The following is a 17,202-nucleotide window of genomic DNA, read 5'->3' on the forward strand; positions in this document are numbered from 1 at the left end:
ATTTTTGCGATGTTTACGAAACCAATTCTGTGAAAAATCAGAGGAGGTTTTTTTATGCATGCATTCACATTAAATAAAGTCAATTACAGTATTGACGGACGTGACATTTTAACACAAGTTACTCAGCAAATAAAAATTGGTGAGCGTATTGGCATTATTGGCGCTAACGGTGTTGGCAAAACGACATTGGCGCACTTAATGATTGGTGATTTATCACCTGACAGTGGTGAGATTTCTATAAATGGCCGTGTTATTTATGTGCCACAATTGGTCGTCGACGATAGTGATCGTAGTGGTGGTGAAAAAATGATGCAATGTATCAATGAGTCACTAAACAATCAACCTGATATTTTGGTGTTAGATGAACCAACTGCTAATTTAGATATGACACATCAAAATTGGTTAATCAAACGGCTGTCACATTTTTATGGTACATTGATTGTGATTTCCCACGACAGTTATTTTCTTAATCATATCATCCAAAAAATATGGGCGCTGCATGAACAACAAGTTACTGCTTATAATGGCAATTATCACGACTATCTAGCCCAACGTAATCTTGTCAACGAAACTCAGAATCATCTGTATCATGATGCGGTCAATAAGAAAAAGCAACTGCAACGGGCAATGGATAAGGTCCGAACACGGGAAAAGCAAGTGACAAAACGACCAAAGAATATTAGTCCATCTGATGCACGTTTGATCAGTGGAAAAGGTAACGCATTAAAAACACAGAAAAAGTTAGGTCAAAATGCCAAAACGATGGCGCGCCGCTTTTCAGAACTAGAAAAAGTTGATAAACCGCTTGTCACAAAGCCTTTAAAACTTCAAACGGTTGCAGGTCAAAACTATAAAACACGGACTATTTTAAAAATAACAGGGGAAACAGTTAAAGCCGGCAATCATTTACTGTTACAAGACGTGAATTTTAATCTGGAAACAGGGGAGCGACTGGCTGTTTTAGGTGATAATGGCAGTGGTAAAACCACCCTGATTAAGCAAATCATCAAAAATTATGATAAGCCGGTTGGCTATTTTTCACAAAATTTGTCTGGTTTGGACGAAGAAAAGACAGTCCTAGAAAACGTATTATTGAAATCTTCTCAACTGCCACAATTAGCCAGAGATTTTCTTGGTGCGTTTGGCATTAAAAGAGATATGGCTTTTCAAAAAGTTAGTTCACTAAGTGGCGGTGAAAAAGTAAAAGTGTTACTGCTACAAGTTTTATTTACCGATACGCAGTTACTTATTTTAGATGAACCCACTAATTATTTAGATTTACTCGCCTTAGATGCGCTGACAAATTTTTTAACGCATTATGCTGGCGCTGTTTTGATTGTATCTCATTATAAGGACTTTATTGACGCGGTCGCTACGAAAAAAATGAGGATTCAATCACAACATTTAATGACTATTTGAAATTCTTGCAACTGCGTCGTGACGGTGCTAAACTAGAATATATTAAAATAAATTGTTGATATAGTGTCGGATATTGGCCGACAGTTTCTACCCAACACCAACATGTTGGACTATCATAAATTGCGTGGTGTTGATCCATTCATCGTTTGTGATGGGTGGATTTTTCTATGTCAAAGGGAGATAAACACACATGCAAAAGTTTTTTCATCTTAAGGAAAATGGTACCAGTGTACGACGGGAGATTGTCGCAGGTATCACGACCTTTGTTTCCATGGCTTACATCTTTTTCTTGAATCCACAGATTCTTGGTCAAGCAGGTATCCCACAGCAAGCTGTTTTTTTGGCTGCGATTTTAGTGGCCGTATTTGGCACCCTCTTTATGGGCTTGTTTGCTAACGTTCCATTTGCATTAGCGCCAGGAATTGGCATGCAAGCGTACTTTACCTATACGATTGTATTTGGATTTGGATTCAATTGGCAGCAAGCCTTAGCAATCGTGTTCTTGGTCGGTGTGGTTGATATCATCATTACTTTAACACATGGTCGACGCGCTATTGTGAAAGGCATTCCTAGTGAATTGAAGGCTGCCATAGGCGGTGGTATTGGTATGTTTGTCACTTATATTGGATTAAAAAACGCTGGTTTTATCAACTTTATCGTTGATCCAGGCAATATTTTGACGCTAAATGACAAACCATTTACTGGCAAGGCCACAGGTACGATTAATTCTATTTTAGCGAGTGGTGGCGTGACACCTGAACTGTCAAAATTTAATTCTGCATCTGTGCTATTGGCACTAATTGGTTTTATTCTATTAGTAATATTGGTAATGCGTAAAGTACCTGGTGCGTTTTTGATAACGTTAATTGCGACAACAGTCATTGGTATTCCAATGGGTGTTACCAATACGCACATTTCAGCTGGGACTTCGATTGGATCAGCCTTTGGATCTTTGGGACATGTTTTTGGACAAGCATTAGGCGCGAATGGTTTGGGATCATTGTTCACTGATTGGCATCATGCCTCATTGGCAATTATTACCATTTTTGCAATGGGACTTACCGGTCTGTTTGATGCGATTGGCACTTTGATTGGTATTGGTGATCAAACTGGTATTTTCTCAAAAGCAGATACGAAAGCGTTTGAAGAAGATAAAGGGTTTAATTCTAAAATGGATCGCGCGTTGGTTGTCGACACATTTACAACAGCCTTTGCTGGTATCGCAGGTACTAGTAACACGACAACGTTTATTGAATCAGCGGCTGGTGTTGCTGCTGGTGCCCGTACTGGTTTGGCAAATATTGTTACGGCAGTTGGATTTGCTTTGATGATTATTTTTGCACCGTTTGTTGGTGTTATACCAACTGCGGCAACATCACCATTATTGATTCTGGTAGGTATCATGATGATGGGAGAATTTACTAAAATCTCTTGGGAAAACCTAGAAGTAGCATTACCAGCTTTCTTCACGTCAGTGTTTATGGCATTTTCTTATTCCATTTCGTACGGTATTGCCGCTGGTTTCTTATTTTTCATTATAGTGAAACTAACATTAGGTAAATTCAAAGAAATTTCCCCAGTATTAATCATCGTATCGCTCTTTTTCTTGATAAATTTTGTTGTTCTAGCATTTATTTAAAAATTAATTGAAAACCATGAAAGTTGTCCATGTAGGCAACTTTTTTGATACAATAAAGATATGAAAACAGGAACAGTAAAAATTTGGCAAAAAGAACGTGGCTATGGCTATATCACACCTGATGATGGTGGTGATGATATTTTCGTCCATTTTAATGGCATTGAAATGGACGGCTTTAAGTCGTTAATTCAAGGCGAAAAGGTTAAGTATGTTTTGGTACAAGGTCACCAAAAATATCAAGCTGCCCGCGTGCAACCCATTAGGGCAAAAGCTGGAGAAATTTAATGGCTGAAAAAGAAATTGTGACAGACACTAAAATTGTCTACGAAGGACCCATTTTTAGTGTTGAAAAACAAAGTGTACAACTCTACAATAATCAAACATCACAGCGTGATATTGTGAGACACGTGCCAGCTATTTCAGTCTTAGCAATGGTCGATGATGACCACATTATTTTGGAAAAGCAATGGCGTGCCACAATTGGTGATTTTATTCTTGAAATTCCGGCGGGCAAGTTAGATGAAAGAGATTTCGATGCCCCACATCATGCGGTCGTTCGCGAATTAAACGAAGAATTACGAATGACCGCTGGAACGATTGAAAGGGCAATCGGGTTTGTGGAAACAGTCGGTTTTTCTGATGCCTATATGCATCTTTATGTTGCAAAAAACCTACAGCCAATAGCAAAATCAGAGCAATTACCTCGTGATTTAGGGGAGACAATGGATCTGAAAACAATTTCGTTTGATGACTTAAAAGAGATGTTTGAAGCTGGAAAATTAAACGATCAAAAAACAGTAACGGCGTTTTTGTATTGGGCCTATCTTAGAGGTTAATGAATGGATAACGAAACAAGAAAAGCTGCGAAAAAAGCCCAAAAGCAACGTGATAAACAACGGGTGAAAGCAGAAAAAGAATATGCTAAAGCACACCCCATAAAGATAGAAGTTGTCACACCAGAAACACGTCAAGAGATGCGATTAACTCGCAAAGGTCGCTATGAATTGGGATCAGACGGGAAACTGACACCAATCGGCAAATCTAAGCGATTAACGCATCGTTATAATTTAGCCATTATCTTTTTGGCTTTATTAATTATTGCGACCTATGCGTATTTCTTTTTAGTAAATTAGACTTGGAGCGTAAATTATTATGAAAATCGGTATTATTACACCAATGGCGGAAGAAAAGTTGTCATTGATTGCTGCACTAGATAATACAAAGACAAAGGAGCATGGTGGTACTTCAATTACCACAGGCACTTATAAGGGTCATGAAGTGATTTTAACAGAATCTGGTATTGGGAAAGTTGCAGCAGCATCAGCGGCGACAGTAATGATTGACAATTTTGAACCAGATTTAATTGTAAATACTGGTTCGGCTGGCGCCCTTGACCCTGACTTGAAAATTGGTGATGAGGTTGTCGGTATTCGAGTTGCCCATTCTGACGTTGACGTGACTGTATTTGGCTATGCATTTGGGCAGGTACCTAACAAACCTCTGTATTATTTGGCCGATCCTGAAGTTGTCGCTGATTTTGAAAAATTGGCAGCCGTTAAAGAAGGTCTTATTGTTTCCGGCGATCAATTTGTACAAGATGATGCCAAAAAACGTATTTTAGCTCATTTTCCAGACGCTTTGGTTGCTGAGATGGAGGCCGCAGCGGTAGCGCAAGTTGCCACCCAATTTGGGACGCCGTTTATTGTATTACGTGGTGTTTCCGATTTAGCCAATGGTGATTCAGGCGTTGTGTTTGATGACTATGTGGTTGAAGCTGGAAAAGCTTCAGCTAAGCTATTGTTACGATATTTGGATCAAAAAAAATAAGCCGTTAGGCTTTTTTTTGTGTTTCGGTTTCTTGTTGATAGGGCACGGTGTCAGCTTTACTACTATAACGATTGCCGATAAACATGATGGTTGAACCTATCACGATAATGACAACGCCGATTATTGTATTAAGTTTGATGCTTTCATGGAGAATAATCAGTGCCAAGATTGGTGCGAGGGCTGGTTTAATAAAAAAGACAAGCGAGGCAGTTGAGACATCTGAAGCCTCCATTGCTAGTGAATAAAGTACATAACCGGCTGCTGTGACACCCAAGAATATGTATGCCAACAAAATGATATTGTGGATAGTAATGCCTTGAAAGAAAGGAATGTTTGAAAAATCATGCATGACAGGATTTTTTATAAACAAATTAGCTACACCTTGAATATGAGATAAAATCATAATCACCATCAGCTCCAAGGCCCCAGCAATAAACGAAAATGTGTTCATTGTTAAACCATCATAGCCACGCTTCATACCTACTTGACGTTGCATAATTGCGAATAAGCCAAAAGTTAGTGCCGCGATCAGTGCAAGTGAAATGCCAAGTGGATTCGTTAAGTGAGCTGGATTGACAATAACGAGTAGTCCAATAACTGATACAACAACAGCAATCAAGTTAGAACGTGTTAGCGTTTCATGAAGAATGATATAGCCAAAAATGAGGGCAAATATTGGGTTTGAGCTAAACAGGACCGCTACCGTAGAGGCAGCATCGACTTCAACTGCAATTTGGAAGAATGTCATACTGACAACAACACCCACAAATCCAGTTAAGAGAAAAGTACCGATGTCTTGCTTTTGAAAGGTGACGTGACGCTGCTTCATGTTATGGACAGCGAGTGGCACTAGAGCTAAACCACCAATTAAAAAACGTAGAAAATTTAATTGGACGCCGTTGAATTGACTGCCGGCTAACTTTAATGAAATTTCCATCGAACTGAAGAGAAATGTTGAAATGAGAACATAGATATAAGCTTTTTTCACGATGATTACTCCATTGTTTTTTCAGTGTACTACTCTGTTTTACTCTTTTCACTAGCGTTCGTCAAATATTGACTTTATTGGTATTAAAAAGTAATGTAAAATAGATAACGTACTGATAAAATAAAGGAATTTAACCATGATAACAACATATAACCCAGAACATCTCGGAGATGTTCTAATGATTATTTTGGCACCAAATGCTAACCAACAAGTTGTGACTACCAATAAAAATGTTACCCGAGTGAGTGATTTATCTTCGGATAAAACAACAGGCTATAACATCTTTGGCATTGGCGAAAAAATACAGATTAAGCACAAATCTGGTCAGCTAACATTGACACAAGAACAAATTGATGTCATTAATCAAGAATTAAAGCAAGCCGGATTTTCTGATGAATTGACGGTTGAACCAACGAAATTAGTCATTGGCTACGTCGAAACGGTTGCCACACATCCAGACTCTGATCACTTACATGTCACCAAAACGCGCGTGGCTAATGATAAAACCTTACAAATTGTTTCGGGATCGCCCAATATTAAAGAAAATATCAAAGTGGCAGTTGCGCAACCAGGCACAATGATGCCAAGTGGCGCTTTGATTTGGGATGGCGAATTACGCGGTGTACCTTCGGCTGGAATGATTGTGTCTGGCAGAGAATTGCATTTGCCAGGCGCTCCTGATAAGCCAGGTGCACTGATTTTACCAGACGATTTTGGTGAAGTTGGTGACAGCTTTAATTTTGAAAAGGCTGTTAATTTGTATCGTGATAATCTCGTGGACCTAAACTACTAATGAGCGATAATTTGAAGAATGCACCACGAGTATATCGCACGTTAAATGATGAAACGGCACAGTATCGTCGCTTAATTTTTGAACTGCGAAAAGGTGAGTTACAATATTTTACATTTGTAACAGAAGGTGAAAATAATGAGTAAACAATATTATTTTATTGGTATTAAAGGCACAGGAATGGGACCCTTAGCGCAAATTTTGCATGATCAAGGCAATGAAGTTTTGGGATCTGATATTGATACTTATACGTATACACAAGCACCTTTAGAAGCAGCGGGTATCAAAATTTTGCCCTTTGAAGCTAAAAATGTTGACGAATACCAGTCAGCTGTTTTTGTTCGGGGAAATGCTTTTGAAGATACGCATGTCGAGGTAGCACGCGCACTTGAACTAGGTGTTAAGCTGATTTCGTATCCTGAAGCAGTTCAAGAGCAAATTGCTCAAACGACCTCAATTGCTGTCGCTGGTGCGCACGGTAAAACATCAACGACTGGATTACTAGCCCATGTGCTCAAAAACATTGCGCCAACCTCCTATTTGATTGGGGATGGCACCGGACGTGGGGTACCAAACTCGCAATTCTTTGTTGTGGAAGCAGATGAATATCGTCGCCATTTTAAGGATTACCGTCCAGATTACGCGATCTTGACTAATATTGATTTTGATCACCCCGATTATTACACAGGGATTGAGGATGTCACCAGTGCATTTGCCGACTTTGCCAACAATGTCAAAAAAGGCATTTTTGCGTGGGGTGATGATGCACATCTACGGTCATTGGAACCGAATGCCGATGTTTATTACTATGGCGTTAACCCTGATAAAGATGACTTCGTTGCTACTAATATTCGTAAATCAACTTTAGGCTCTCATTTTGAAGTGGTATTTCGTGGTAAAAGTCTTGGTGATTTTGCCGTTCCCTTGTTCGGGCAACATGGCATTTTAAATGCTTTGGCTGTCATTGGAGTGAGTTACATGGAACAAGTTGATCTCGATTTGATACGTCAGTATTTACTCACATATCAAGGTGTTAAACGACGCTTCAGTGAAAAACAAATCGGTGATATTACGGTGATTGATGATTATGCACATCATCCAACAGAAATTACCGCGACTTTAGATGCTGCTCGACAAAAATACCCTAATAAGCCAATTATTGCTATTTTTCAGCCACACACATTTTCTCGTGTCATTGCTTATAAGGACGAATTTGCGGAAAGCCTAGAAGCAGCTGATAAAGTTTATTTGGCCAATATTTTTGGCTCAGCGCGAGAACAATCAGGTACGATTTCTTCAGAGGACTTAGGTGCAGAAATTTCCAAGTTTGGTGGCATCGTTCAGGAAGATAATATGCGTTTGCTGATGCCGTATGATAATGCAGTCATGGTGTTTATGGGGGCTGGTGACATCGAAAAATATGAATTTGCTTACGAAAAACTACTTGGGCAACTTCATACTGATTTGACTTAATGTCTATTTAATGACCTTTCTGATATAATGGATATAACTGAAATACAACGGTGTTGTATTTGCTAATTGGAGGAGGTAAGCATTAATGGATAATTTTAATATGAATGCACGTCGCGATGTGACGGGTGTCGATGATGGGCTAAGAGCATTTTTTAGACAAACATATAGTTTCATGGGTATTGCTATCATTGTGACTGCGATTACAGGGTTTATTGTTCAGAATTTTTTCTTAACTCAAGTTTATAGTCTTATTGCTGGTAACATCATTGGTACATTTGCACTGTTTGGGGTACAAATTTTAATCATGACGATGATTGGACGAGCAACGTTCAAAAATCCAGCTAAAGCTTTTGGATTGCTGATGGCGTTTGCCGTGATTGAAGGCTTAACGCTCGGATTGTTGTTAGCAGTTTACACTGGCGCATCAGTCTTAATGGCATTCGTTTCAGCTGCTGGTGTTTTTGGCGGTATGGCTGTATATGGTATGGTGACAAAGCGTGATTTGACTGGCTTAGGATCAATTTTGTTTGGTTTGTTGATTGGCTTGGTCATTGCTTCCGTTGTTAACATGTTCTTTTACAGCGGTATGGTGTCGTTGTTAATTTCGTGGGTCAGTGTATTTGTCTTTTCTTTGTACACAGCCTATGATAATCAAAATCTTAAGGTGATGTACGCTCAATATGCTGGACAAGCTGATACAACGGGCTTGGCAGTTAACGGCGCGCTACGTCTCTACTTAGACTTTGTGAACTTGTTCTTTTCCTTATTGCGGATCTTTGGTGTTGCAGCCGGTGGATCTCGCGACTAATTTATTTAGAATAAAATTCAGCCCGCTAGGGCTTTTTTATTTGGAAAATTATTACATGGTATAATAATTGAGATAGGTATTATCTCACTACATTGTTTTTGAAGATATCATTACAATGAAAAACAGAATGGATAGCAAATGACCAATAAAAAACTCTTATTAATTGATGGTAATTCACTGGCTTTTCGAGCTTTTTATGCGATGTATAATCAACTAGACCGCATGATTTCACATGAAGGCCTACATACTAATGCATTAGTTGCGTTTAATAATTTCTTGGACCAAATAGTTGACCCCATGCAACCTGATTTGGCAGTGGTGGCTTGGGATGCTGGTTCTGGTAAAACGACGTTTCGTGGTGAACTATTAACAAGTTATAAAGATGGGCGTTCGAAAACACCATCTGAATTTTTAGAACAGTTTCCTTATCTACGTGAAATGGTCGCGCTCCACGGACTGCGCAATTATCAACAAGATGGACTCGAAGCAGATGATATTATCGGGACATATTCACGTTTGGGTGAAGCAGCTGGATATTCAGTTACAATTGTGACGGGAGATCAGGATTTAATACAACTGGCTACCGATAATGTTACTGTAAATGTGACGAAAAAAGGGGTCACTGAAATTGAACGTTATACACCGGATTACATTTTGAAAAAGTTCAACTTGACGCCTGCTCAGATTATTGAAAAAAAGGCCTTGACTGGCGATACGTCTGATAATTATCCTGGTGTAACTAAGGTGGGTGAAAAAACGGCACTCAAGCTCTTGGCAGAGTATCATGATTTGGATAATTTATACAACAATATTGACGGCATGAAACCATCGAAGATGAAAGAAAATTTGATGAATGACCGTGATCAAGCGTTCCGAGCACGTCAATTAGCCACTATTTTAACGGCGGCTGATCTCGAATTACCACTGGAAGAGATTGAATATCGCGGTGTTGATTATGATGCCCTCATTCCTTTTTATGAAAAATTAGATTTTAAGCAACAGCTAGCTAAGATTAAGGCGCTGAAGCGCTCAGGCCAAATTGCTGGAGACGATACGGTTGATGAGAAGAGTGTACAAGTTGTTGAATTAAAAGACAGTAATTTACGCGCTTTAAGTATGTTAGGGGACAAATTTGCGCTCCATATTGAATATGTTGGCGAAGATTACCATGCTGGCGAGATGATTGGCTTTGTGATTGGAAATGCTGCTGTCGGGTATTATGGTAGTCGAGATGTATCATTATTACAGCAGCCTGAACTTAAAGCGTTGATTGAAAACGATAAAATTCAAAAAAATGTTTTCAATGTCAAGGCGCAATTAGTCTTGTTTAAGCGTTTAGGCTTGAAATTAACTGGTGTTAATTTTGACTTTTTGCTCGCGGCATATTTACTGGACACTGTTGATAATGACAATGTGTTTGCGACATTAGCGCAACGATTTGACATTTATCTCACTCCTGATGAAGAAGTCTATGGCAAGGGCGCTAAATTTCAGATACCTTCAGATAGTGGTCGTGTTTTGATGCATATTGCTAACAAAGCAAATGCCTTGATGGCATTAGAAGAGCCAACTTTTTCAGCATTAAATGAACATCAGCAGACTCACTTATATACGGACATTGAGTTACCATTGGCACATGTATTAGCTAATATGGAGTTTCAAGGAATTAAAGTTAACCCAGAATATTTACAAGAAAGAGGACGTTATTTAGCGCAACGTATTGAAGATATTCAGTCCGCTATCTACATTGAAGCAGGAGAAAAAATCAATTTAAACTCACCTAAACAGCTCGGTGTGCTATTATTTGAAAAAATGGGATTGCCAGTTATCAAAAAAACGAAAACAGGTTATTCTACGGCCATTGATGTTCTTGAAAAGTTGGCACCACAAGCACCAATTGTGGATCACATATTGCAGTACCGCCAGTTGGCTAAACTTAAATCTACTTATATTGATGGTTTGTTGTCAGTCATTTATCCAGAAGATAGTAAAATCCACACCCGATTCTTGCAAACACTCACTCAAACAGGAAGATTATCGTCTGTGGACCCCAATCTTCAAAATATTCCAATGCGCTCAGAAGAAGGGCGCTTAATTCGCACGGCGTTTATTCCAAGTGAACCAAATTGGCAAATTTTTGGTGCCGACTATTCTCAAATTGAGCTTCGTGTGTTGGCACATGTGACAGGGGATGCCAATATGCAAAAAGCATTTTTGAATGGCGAAGATATTCACGCAGAAACCGCACGAGCTGTATTTGGTTTGCCAAATGATGCCATTGTTGATCCACTTATGAGACGAACTGCCAAAGCAGTTAATTTTGGAATCGTTTATGGTATATCTGACTTCGGTCTGGCTAATAATTTGGGCATTTCTCGAGCTGAAGCCAAGCGATTTATTGATACTTATTTTCAAGAATTTCCTCAAATCCATGATTGGATGAATCAAATCAAACAATTTGCGCACGATCATGGCTATGTCGAAACAATTGCTCATCGTCGACGTTACTTACCAGATATCAATGCGAAGAACTTTAATTTGCGTTCTTTTGCTGAACGGACTGCCATGAATTCACCAATTCAAGGATCAGCTGCTGATATCATCAAAATTGCTATGATTAAAGTTAATGATGCGTTAAAAGCGAATCACTTCCAAGCACGCATGCTATTACAGGTACACGATGAATTAATTTTTGAAGCCCCATCTAGTGAAATTGATGAATTATCAGAAATTATTACAAGCGTGATGGACTCAGCTGTGTCGTTAGATGTGCCTTTAAAAGTGGAAAGTCATTCTGGCGCCACATGGTATGATGCTAAGTAACAGAAAAGTATAGGATTATCATGATAATATTACCAAATAATATAGCAGCTACGCTAAATGACAGTCAAGTGCCTCATCAGTTAGCACATCAAATTGCGACTTATGTTGCTGTTTTTGTGGTTGCTTTCTTGCTGGTTGCTATTTGTCGCTTACTGATAACACGTTTGCGACATCATAAGTTCAAACCACGTCAACTTATCTATGATGGTTTAATAGGCGCCTGCATTATTTTACTGGCATACCTCGGTGGCTCTTATGTTTATCAACAAAATATGCTAGGAGTTAAAACAGCTATATTGAAGCCTGTTCAGCAACATGAAAGACAGGTGGCTGCTAAAAAAGCATCGTCGTCTACTATTTCTCGCGCCACAATTAGAAAAATGGTGATGCGAAATGCGGCTAAGGGATTTGAAAAGCAAGGCTTTGTGTCAATTCCAAGTCGTAATATTTTGTTGCCAATTTATAATGATGCTTATAGTAATGCTGGATTGAATTTGGGGGCTGATTACGCCAACCGCTCTAGTCAAAATCCAGATGGCACTAAAATACCAGTGATGGGGCAGGGAAATTATGGGTTGGCAGCGCATAATTTTAACGATGGTGTAACTGGATTTAGTGGGTTACAGCAAGTGATTAATCAAAACGCGCCATATATCAGTAATGGTCAATTAAAGGGATCATCATGGTTGAATGGCACATCAGTTCTATTAGCAAATAATAAAGGTCTGTACCAATATGAGATTACTGGACAAGATACTGTTAAGAACACAGATGTCTCAGTGTTGGATCCAACAAAAAATGCGCAATTAACAATCATTAGCTGCCTGTTCCCGTCGACTCAGTATCGTATTATTACTCACGCGGATTTGAAGCACACTTATACTTGGGAAAATGCGCCACAAAGTGTAGTTTCAAGATTCAACTTACAAGTTTATAATACTAATGCTCGTGTCAGTTGGTGGAACCCAGGTGTTGAAGAGGGTGCTAATGGTGATCAGGGTGGTACAAAATAATTTTTAAGGTAAGGCTGTATTCAGCCTTATCTTTTTTTCATAATGTGAATAAATTGGTATAACGCAAAATATCATGTTAGGTTTCCTGACACATATTTGCAAACGATGAAAATTTCGTATAAAATAAAAGTATCTTAAGCGAAGGGGTATTGTGATGAGCGAACGTGAGTTAAGACGCAATTTATCAATTTTAACAATTGGTACAGTTCGTGAATTGACGTTACTGACTGACCGTCAGATACGGTATTACGAGCAGCAAAACTTAATCACACCAGGACGTGGCAAAGGTGGTCAGCGTCGATTTTCATTAAATGATGTTGATCGATTATTAGCCATTCGTGATTTTTTGGATTCGGGCGATTCAATCAAAGATATTCAAGAAATATTCGCCAAACAACACCGCAAAGCACAAGAAAAACAAGATTCAGAATCAGCATTACGTCGTTCATTACAAAAAGAATTCGCCCAAATCGGGCGATTTGGGGCTCGTTAAGGAAGGAAAATCATGGCTCGTAAAACATTTACCAAAGAAGAAATTAAACAAATTGTTGTTGATGAAAATGTAGAATTCATTCGTGTAACATTCACTGATGTCTTAGGTGCGATTAAAAACGTTGAAGTACCAACTTCTCAATTAGATAAGGTGCTTGACAACAATTTAATGTTTGACGGTTCATCAATCGAGGGATTTGTTCGTATCAATGAATCAGATATGTATCTTTACCCCGATTTATCAACATTTATGATTTTCCCATGGGCAACGGATGGTCATGGTGGTAAAGTGGCTCGCTTGATTGCCGACATTTATACTGCTGATCGTGAACCATTTGCTGGAGACCCCCGTCATGCGTTACGTTCGGTACTCGCTGATGCGCGTGAAGCTGGATTTACGGCGTTTAATGTTGGGACAGAACCTGAATTTTTCTTGTTTAAACTTGACGAAAAAGGCAACCCAACCACAGAGTTAAACGACAAAGGTGGTTATTTTGACTTAGCACCATTGGATATGGGTGAAAATGTTCGTCGTGAAATTGTTTTGACTTTGGAAAAAATGGGCTTTGAAATTGAAGCTGCTCACCACGAAGTTGCTGAAGGACAGCATGAAGTAGACTTTAAATACGCTTCAGCTCTTGAAGCCGCTGACAACATTCAGACGTTTAAGTTGGTTGTTAAAACCATCGCACGCAAGAATGGTTACTATGCTACCTTTATGCCAAAGCCTGTTGCAGGTATTAACGGATCGGGTATGCACACAAACATGTCATTATTTACAAAAGATGGGAACGCATTTGTTGATACATCGGATGAAATGGGCTTGTCAAAAACAGCATATAACTTCTTGGGTGGTATTTTGGAACATGCGACTGCGTTCACAGCGCTTGCAAACCCGACAGTTAACTCATACAAGCGCTTAACACCTGGATTCGAAGCACCTGTGTATGTTGCATGGTCAGCATCAAATCGTTCACCAATGGTTCGAGTTCCGGCCTCACGTGGTAATTCAACACGTTTGGAACTACGTTCAGTTGACCCAACAGCTAATCCTTATACTGCATTGGCAGCCATTTTGGCTTCAGGACTGGATGGAATCAAGCGTGAATTAGAGCCTTTGGCCTCAGTTGATAAAAATATTTATTTGATGGATGAGGTCGAACGGGAAAAGGCAGGCATTACAGACTTACCAGATACTCTGTTGGCTGCAGTTCGTGAGTTGGCGGCTGATGATGTTGTTCGTGCAGCCATTGGAGAACATATTGCTGATAAGTTTATTGAAGCAAAGAAGATTGAATACACATCATATCGTCAGTTTGTTTCTGAATGGGAAACAGATTCTTATCTTGAAAATTACTAATAGTTACATTAAAAAAGCGCCCGTCGCTTTTTTTTTGTGGTCAAAATTCTTGTTTTGAAAGCGCTCATAAACCTAACATTCGGTTATTTAAATTAAAATCCGCAAAAATCCACTTAAAAGCGAACTATAAACTATAAAGTGTGAAAATTCTTATTTTAAAACGAACACAACTGCTAAAATATTTGTTAAATTAGTATCATAAACGAATAATTAGTGATGCGGAACTAAAAGAAATGGAGAAAAAATGACACAAGTAGCTGTGGTGATGGGGTCAACCAGTGATTGGGAAAGCATGAAGCAAACAGTCATGCTTTTAAAAGAGTTGGGTGTTAGTTACGAAAAACACGTGATTTCGGCCCACCGTATGCCCGTACATCTACAAAATTTTGCTGAGGAAGCGCGCAATAACCACTTTCAAGTTATTATAGCTGGTGCGGGCGGGGCTGCACATTTACCAGGGATGCTAGCTGCCAACACGACCTTACCTGTTATTGGTGTTCCTATGAAATCACACGCTTTGAACGGTCTTGATTCATTGTTGTCAATTGTTCAAATGCCGGCAGGTGTTCCCGTGGCAACAGTGGCAATTGGCAATGCTGGCGCGAAAAATGCCGCGATTTTGGCTGCTCAAATAATCGCATTATCAGATAATGAAGTATTGACCAATTTGGTTAACTTTAGGCAAGCACAAACGCAACAATCGATTGATAGCGAAAAGGAGCTAAGATGACGCACATTATTTTACCGCCAGCAACCATTGGTATCATTGGTGGTGGGCAACTTGGGCGTATGATGGCATTGGCAGCAAAACCAATGGGTTACACTGTCATTGTGCTTGATCCAACACCACTTTCTCCAGCAGGGCAGGTAGCAGATGATCAAATTATCGCAAATTATGATGATGTTGATGCCCTAAAAAAAATAGCTAATCTTAGCGACGTGCTAACTTATGAATTTGAAAACGTTGATCGCGATGTTTTGAAAAAGTATGCCTCAAAAATTTTGCCTCAAGGGGTAGATTTGTTAGGAATTACCAGTGACCGTATAGCAGAAAAAACGTTTATTCGAGATGAAGCAGGTGTACCAGTCGCCCCATTTCAAATAATTGATTCGGCTGAACAGTTGAAAACGGGAACAACGCCTTCAATTTTAAAAACGGTGAGTGGTGGTTATGATGGGCATGGTCAATGGCAACTTGATACACCATTTGAAGCATCACAATTAGCTGATAATTTTCCTGGTGGTCGACTAATCTTAGAAACACTTGTCAATTTTAAACAAGAAGTCAGTATCATGGTTGCCCGTTCCAATGATGGGCAAATTACGACATGGCCAATCGCTGAAAATGTCCATCACAATCATATTCTGAAGTACACAACTGTTCCTGCTAAAATTTCTAGTACACTCAGCAAAAAAATTATTGAAATTGCCCATAAAATTGCTGAAAAAATTAATTTGCGAGGTATTTTGGGTATTGAATTATTTGTCAACGATGAGGAAGTTTGGGTAAATGAGTTGGCCCCGCGTCCTCATAATTCAGGACATTTTACCATTGAAGCAGCTAATGTTTCGCAATTCGAAGGTCATATTCGAAGCGTCGTAGGATTGCCACTGCCAGAGATTACGTTAACGCAGACAGCAACAATGTTGAATTTATTAGGTGATGAATTGACGCAGGCAAAAGCCGATTTTAAAAATCATCCAGAATGGCATTTTCATGATTACGGTAAGGCAACAATCAAATCGGATCGTAAAATGGGGCACATTACGGTGCTAGGTGATAAAAACGGGCAAGCTTTAATCGCATGGGGTAAACAACATGAACAACGAAACAGACTATAACAATCAAACGATAACACGTGGTGATTTGAAGTATCAAGGAAAAGCTAAATCTGTTTATTGGACAAATCAAGCAGACATTTTGTGGCTACATGATACAAATCAAGCAACTGCTTTAAATGGTAAAGTACATGAAAATATTTCTGATAAAGGCCGCCTTAATAGTGCAATTTCCTATCTCTTATTCAAGCACCTTCAACAACATGGCGTTATAACACATTATTTAAAACACATCTCAGAAACGGATGAGTTGGTTGAAAAATTAGATATCATTCCCGTTGAAGTCGTGGTGCGAAATTTTGCTTCAGGTCATTTCGTCAGTCGATTCGGTGTCGCGAGTATGACTGCGTTGACACCAATTGTCCAAGAATTTTACTTTAAATCAGATGCTTTGGATGATCCATTTATCAATGATTCACAACTCATTGCTTTGCACTACGCAACGGCGGAAGAAATTAAGTCGCTTCGCTTGAAGAGCGCTAAAATCAACGACATATTGAGACGTCGATTTGCGGAAATTAACATTGAGTTAATTGATTTCAAACTTGAATTTGGTCGACGAACTGACGGCGATATGATTCTCGCCGATGAACTGTCACCAGATAATATGCGATTGGTTGACAAAACCAGTGGTCAATCGCTTGATAAAGATATATTCCGACAAAACAAAGGTGATTTGACTGTTGGTTATCGCGAAGTGTTGAAGCGTTTAGAAAAATTGGAGAAATAAA

General features: G+C 39.2%; 18 protein-coding genes and 1 riboswitch. Of the genes, 17 read left to right on the forward strand and 1 reads right to left on the reverse strand.

Annotation, left to right across the window (positions count from 1 at the left end; genetic code table 11):
- The first annotated feature begins 54 nt into the window (after window positions 1-54).
- The 6 genes from IAE53_RS01830 to IAE53_RS01855 all read left to right on the forward strand — a co-directional run bounded on the left by IAE53_RS01830 (window position 55) and on the right by IAE53_RS01855 (window position 4,885).
- A complete protein-coding gene (locus IAE53_RS01830; protein WP_200135854.1) occupies window positions 55-1,419 on the forward strand; it encodes an ATP-binding cassette domain-containing protein in 1,365 nt (454 codons plus the stop codon).
- A gap of 36 nt (window positions 1,420-1,455) precedes the next feature.
- Window positions 1,456-1,552, forward strand: a riboswitch (purine riboswitch).
- A gap of 57 nt (window positions 1,553-1,609) precedes the next feature.
- The gene (locus IAE53_RS01835; RefSeq protein ID WP_010277666.1) at window positions 1,610-3,058 is read left to right on the forward strand and encodes an NCS2 family permease; all 1,449 of its coding nucleotides are present in this window, start codon (window positions 1,610-1,612) and stop codon (window positions 3,056-3,058) included.
- A 60-nt stretch (window positions 3,059-3,118) separates the two neighbouring features.
- A complete protein-coding gene (locus IAE53_RS01840; RefSeq protein ID WP_148422990.1) occupies window positions 3,119-3,343 on the forward strand; it encodes a cold-shock protein in 225 nt (74 codons plus the stop codon).
- A complete protein-coding gene (locus tag IAE53_RS01845; protein WP_200135855.1) occupies window positions 3,343-3,894 on the forward strand; it encodes an NUDIX hydrolase in 552 nt (183 codons plus the stop codon). Before IAE53_RS01840 ends, IAE53_RS01845 begins: the two co-directional genes overlap by 1 nt.
- A 3-nt stretch (window positions 3,895-3,897) precedes the next feature.
- Window positions 3,898-4,191, forward strand: a complete 294-nt coding sequence (locus IAE53_RS01850; protein WP_010277655.1) for a membrane protein — start codon at window positions 3,898-3,900, stop codon at window positions 4,189-4,191.
- A gap of 19 nt (window positions 4,192-4,210) precedes the next feature.
- The gene (locus tag IAE53_RS01855; protein ID WP_200135856.1) at window positions 4,211-4,885 is read left to right on the forward strand and encodes a 5'-methylthioadenosine/adenosylhomocysteine nucleosidase; all 675 of its coding nucleotides are present in this window, start codon (window positions 4,211-4,213) and stop codon (window positions 4,883-4,885) included.
- A gap of 4 nt (window positions 4,886-4,889) precedes the next feature.
- Here IAE53_RS01855 and IAE53_RS11595 read toward each other — a convergent pair whose 3' ends face one another.
- Window positions 4,890-5,873, reverse strand: coding sequence for a DMT family transporter (locus tag IAE53_RS11595; RefSeq protein WP_010277649.1), 984 nt, complete (start codon window positions 5,871-5,873; stop codon window positions 4,890-4,892).
- A gap of 136 nt (window positions 5,874-6,009) precedes the next feature.
- On the opposite strand from IAE53_RS11595, the gene ytpR reads away from it, so the two are divergent.
- From ytpR to IAE53_RS01915, 11 genes are all read left to right on the forward strand, one after another.
- Window positions 6,010-6,666, forward strand: coding sequence for a YtpR family tRNA-binding protein (ytpR, locus tag IAE53_RS01865; RefSeq protein WP_188352698.1), 657 nt, complete (start codon window positions 6,010-6,012; stop codon window positions 6,664-6,666).
- Window positions 6,666-6,809 carry a hypothetical protein gene (locus IAE53_RS01870; RefSeq protein ID WP_004915993.1) on the forward strand — a complete coding sequence of 48 codons (144 nt, stop codon included), beginning with the start codon at window positions 6,666-6,668 and terminating at the stop codon, window positions 6,807-6,809. The genes ytpR and IAE53_RS01870 overlap by 1 nt, the downstream gene beginning before the upstream one ends.
- A complete protein-coding gene (gene murC, locus IAE53_RS01875) occupies window positions 6,802-8,136 on the forward strand; it encodes a UDP-N-acetylmuramate--L-alanine ligase (protein WP_200135857.1) in 1,335 nt (444 codons plus the stop codon). The genes IAE53_RS01870 and murC overlap by 8 nt, the downstream gene beginning before the upstream one ends.
- A gap of 85 nt (window positions 8,137-8,221) precedes the next feature.
- Entirely contained in the window at window positions 8,222-8,944 is a 723-nt protein-coding gene (locus IAE53_RS01880; protein WP_200135858.1) for a Bax inhibitor-1/YccA family protein, read from the forward strand.
- A gap of 138 nt (window positions 8,945-9,082) precedes the next feature.
- Complete coding sequence (polA, locus tag IAE53_RS01885) at window positions 9,083-11,767, forward strand: DNA polymerase I (RefSeq protein WP_200135859.1); 2,685 nt, start codon at window positions 9,083-9,085, stop codon at window positions 11,765-11,767.
- A gap of 20 nt (window positions 11,768-11,787) precedes the next feature.
- The gene (locus IAE53_RS01890) at window positions 11,788-12,780 is read left to right on the forward strand and encodes a class A sortase (RefSeq protein ID WP_200135860.1); all 993 of its coding nucleotides are present in this window, start codon (window positions 11,788-11,790) and stop codon (window positions 12,778-12,780) included.
- A 154-nt stretch (window positions 12,781-12,934) separates the two neighbouring features.
- Window positions 12,935-13,273, forward strand: coding sequence for a MerR family transcriptional regulator (locus IAE53_RS01895; protein WP_004915986.1), 339 nt, complete (start codon window positions 12,935-12,937; stop codon window positions 13,271-13,273).
- 12 nt (window positions 13,274-13,285) lie between these two features.
- Window positions 13,286-14,632, forward strand: a complete 1,347-nt coding sequence (glnA, locus tag IAE53_RS01900; RefSeq protein ID WP_148422982.1) for a type I glutamate--ammonia ligase — start codon at window positions 13,286-13,288, stop codon at window positions 14,630-14,632.
- Window positions 14,633-14,876: 244 nt separating this feature from the next.
- Window positions 14,877-15,362, forward strand: coding sequence for a 5-(carboxyamino)imidazole ribonucleotide mutase (gene purE, locus IAE53_RS01905; protein WP_148422981.1), 486 nt, complete (start codon window positions 14,877-14,879; stop codon window positions 15,360-15,362).
- Entirely contained in the window at window positions 15,359-16,474 is a 1,116-nt protein-coding gene (purK, locus tag IAE53_RS01910) for a 5-(carboxyamino)imidazole ribonucleotide synthase (RefSeq protein ID WP_200135861.1), read from the forward strand. Before purE ends, purK begins: the two co-directional genes overlap by 4 nt.
- Window positions 16,452-17,201, forward strand: coding sequence for a phosphoribosylaminoimidazolesuccinocarboxamide synthase (locus IAE53_RS01915; protein WP_148422979.1), 750 nt, complete (start codon window positions 16,452-16,454; stop codon window positions 17,199-17,201). The genes purK and IAE53_RS01915 overlap by 23 nt, the downstream gene beginning before the upstream one ends.
- Window position 17,202: the final 1 nt, after the last annotated feature.

Source organism: Leuconostoc sp. S50 (genome assembly GCF_016624925.1).
Classification (GTDB): domain Bacteria; phylum Bacillota; class Bacilli; order Lactobacillales; family Lactobacillaceae; genus Leuconostoc; species Leuconostoc pseudomesenteroides.

Bases quoted from the DNA above. Each gene is read 5' to 3' on its own strand.
- IAE53_RS01830 (WP_200135854.1), top strand. From the start codon at position 55: ATGCATGCATTCACATTAAATAAAGTCAATTACAGTATTGACGGACGT.
- IAE53_RS01835 (WP_010277666.1), top strand. From the start codon at position 1,610: ATGCAAAAGTTTTTTCATCTTAAGGAAAATGGTACCAGTGTACGACGG.
- IAE53_RS01840 (WP_148422990.1), top strand. From the start codon at position 3,119: ATGAAAACAGGAACAGTAAAAATTTGGCAAAAAGAACGTGGCTATGGC.
- IAE53_RS01845 (WP_200135855.1), top strand. From the start codon at position 3,343: ATGGCTGAAAAAGAAATTGTGACAGACACTAAAATTGTCTACGAAGGA.
- IAE53_RS01850 (WP_010277655.1), top strand. From the start codon at position 3,898: ATGGATAACGAAACAAGAAAAGCTGCGAAAAAAGCCCAAAAGCAACGT.
- IAE53_RS01855 (WP_200135856.1), top strand. From the start codon at position 4,211: ATGAAAATCGGTATTATTACACCAATGGCGGAAGAAAAGTTGTCATTG.
- ytpR (WP_188352698.1), top strand. From the start codon at position 6,010: ATGATAACAACATATAACCCAGAACATCTCGGAGATGTTCTAATGATT.
- IAE53_RS01870 (WP_004915993.1), top strand. From the start codon at position 6,666: ATGAGCGATAATTTGAAGAATGCACCACGAGTATATCGCACGTTAAAT.
- murC (WP_200135857.1), top strand. From the start codon at position 6,802: ATGAGTAAACAATATTATTTTATTGGTATTAAAGGCACAGGAATGGGA.
- IAE53_RS01880 (WP_200135858.1), top strand. From the start codon at position 8,222: ATGGATAATTTTAATATGAATGCACGTCGCGATGTGACGGGTGTCGAT.
- polA (WP_200135859.1), top strand. From the start codon at position 9,083: ATGACCAATAAAAAACTCTTATTAATTGATGGTAATTCACTGGCTTTT.
- IAE53_RS01890 (WP_200135860.1), top strand. From the start codon at position 11,788: ATGATAATATTACCAAATAATATAGCAGCTACGCTAAATGACAGTCAA.
- IAE53_RS01895 (WP_004915986.1), top strand. From the start codon at position 12,935: ATGAGCGAACGTGAGTTAAGACGCAATTTATCAATTTTAACAATTGGT.
- glnA (WP_148422982.1), top strand. From the start codon at position 13,286: ATGGCTCGTAAAACATTTACCAAAGAAGAAATTAAACAAATTGTTGTT.
- purE (WP_148422981.1), top strand. From the start codon at position 14,877: ATGACACAAGTAGCTGTGGTGATGGGGTCAACCAGTGATTGGGAAAGC.
- purK (WP_200135861.1), top strand. From the start codon at position 15,359: ATGACGCACATTATTTTACCGCCAGCAACCATTGGTATCATTGGTGGT.
- IAE53_RS01915 (WP_148422979.1), top strand. From the start codon at position 16,452: ATGAACAACGAAACAGACTATAACAATCAAACGATAACACGTGGTGAT.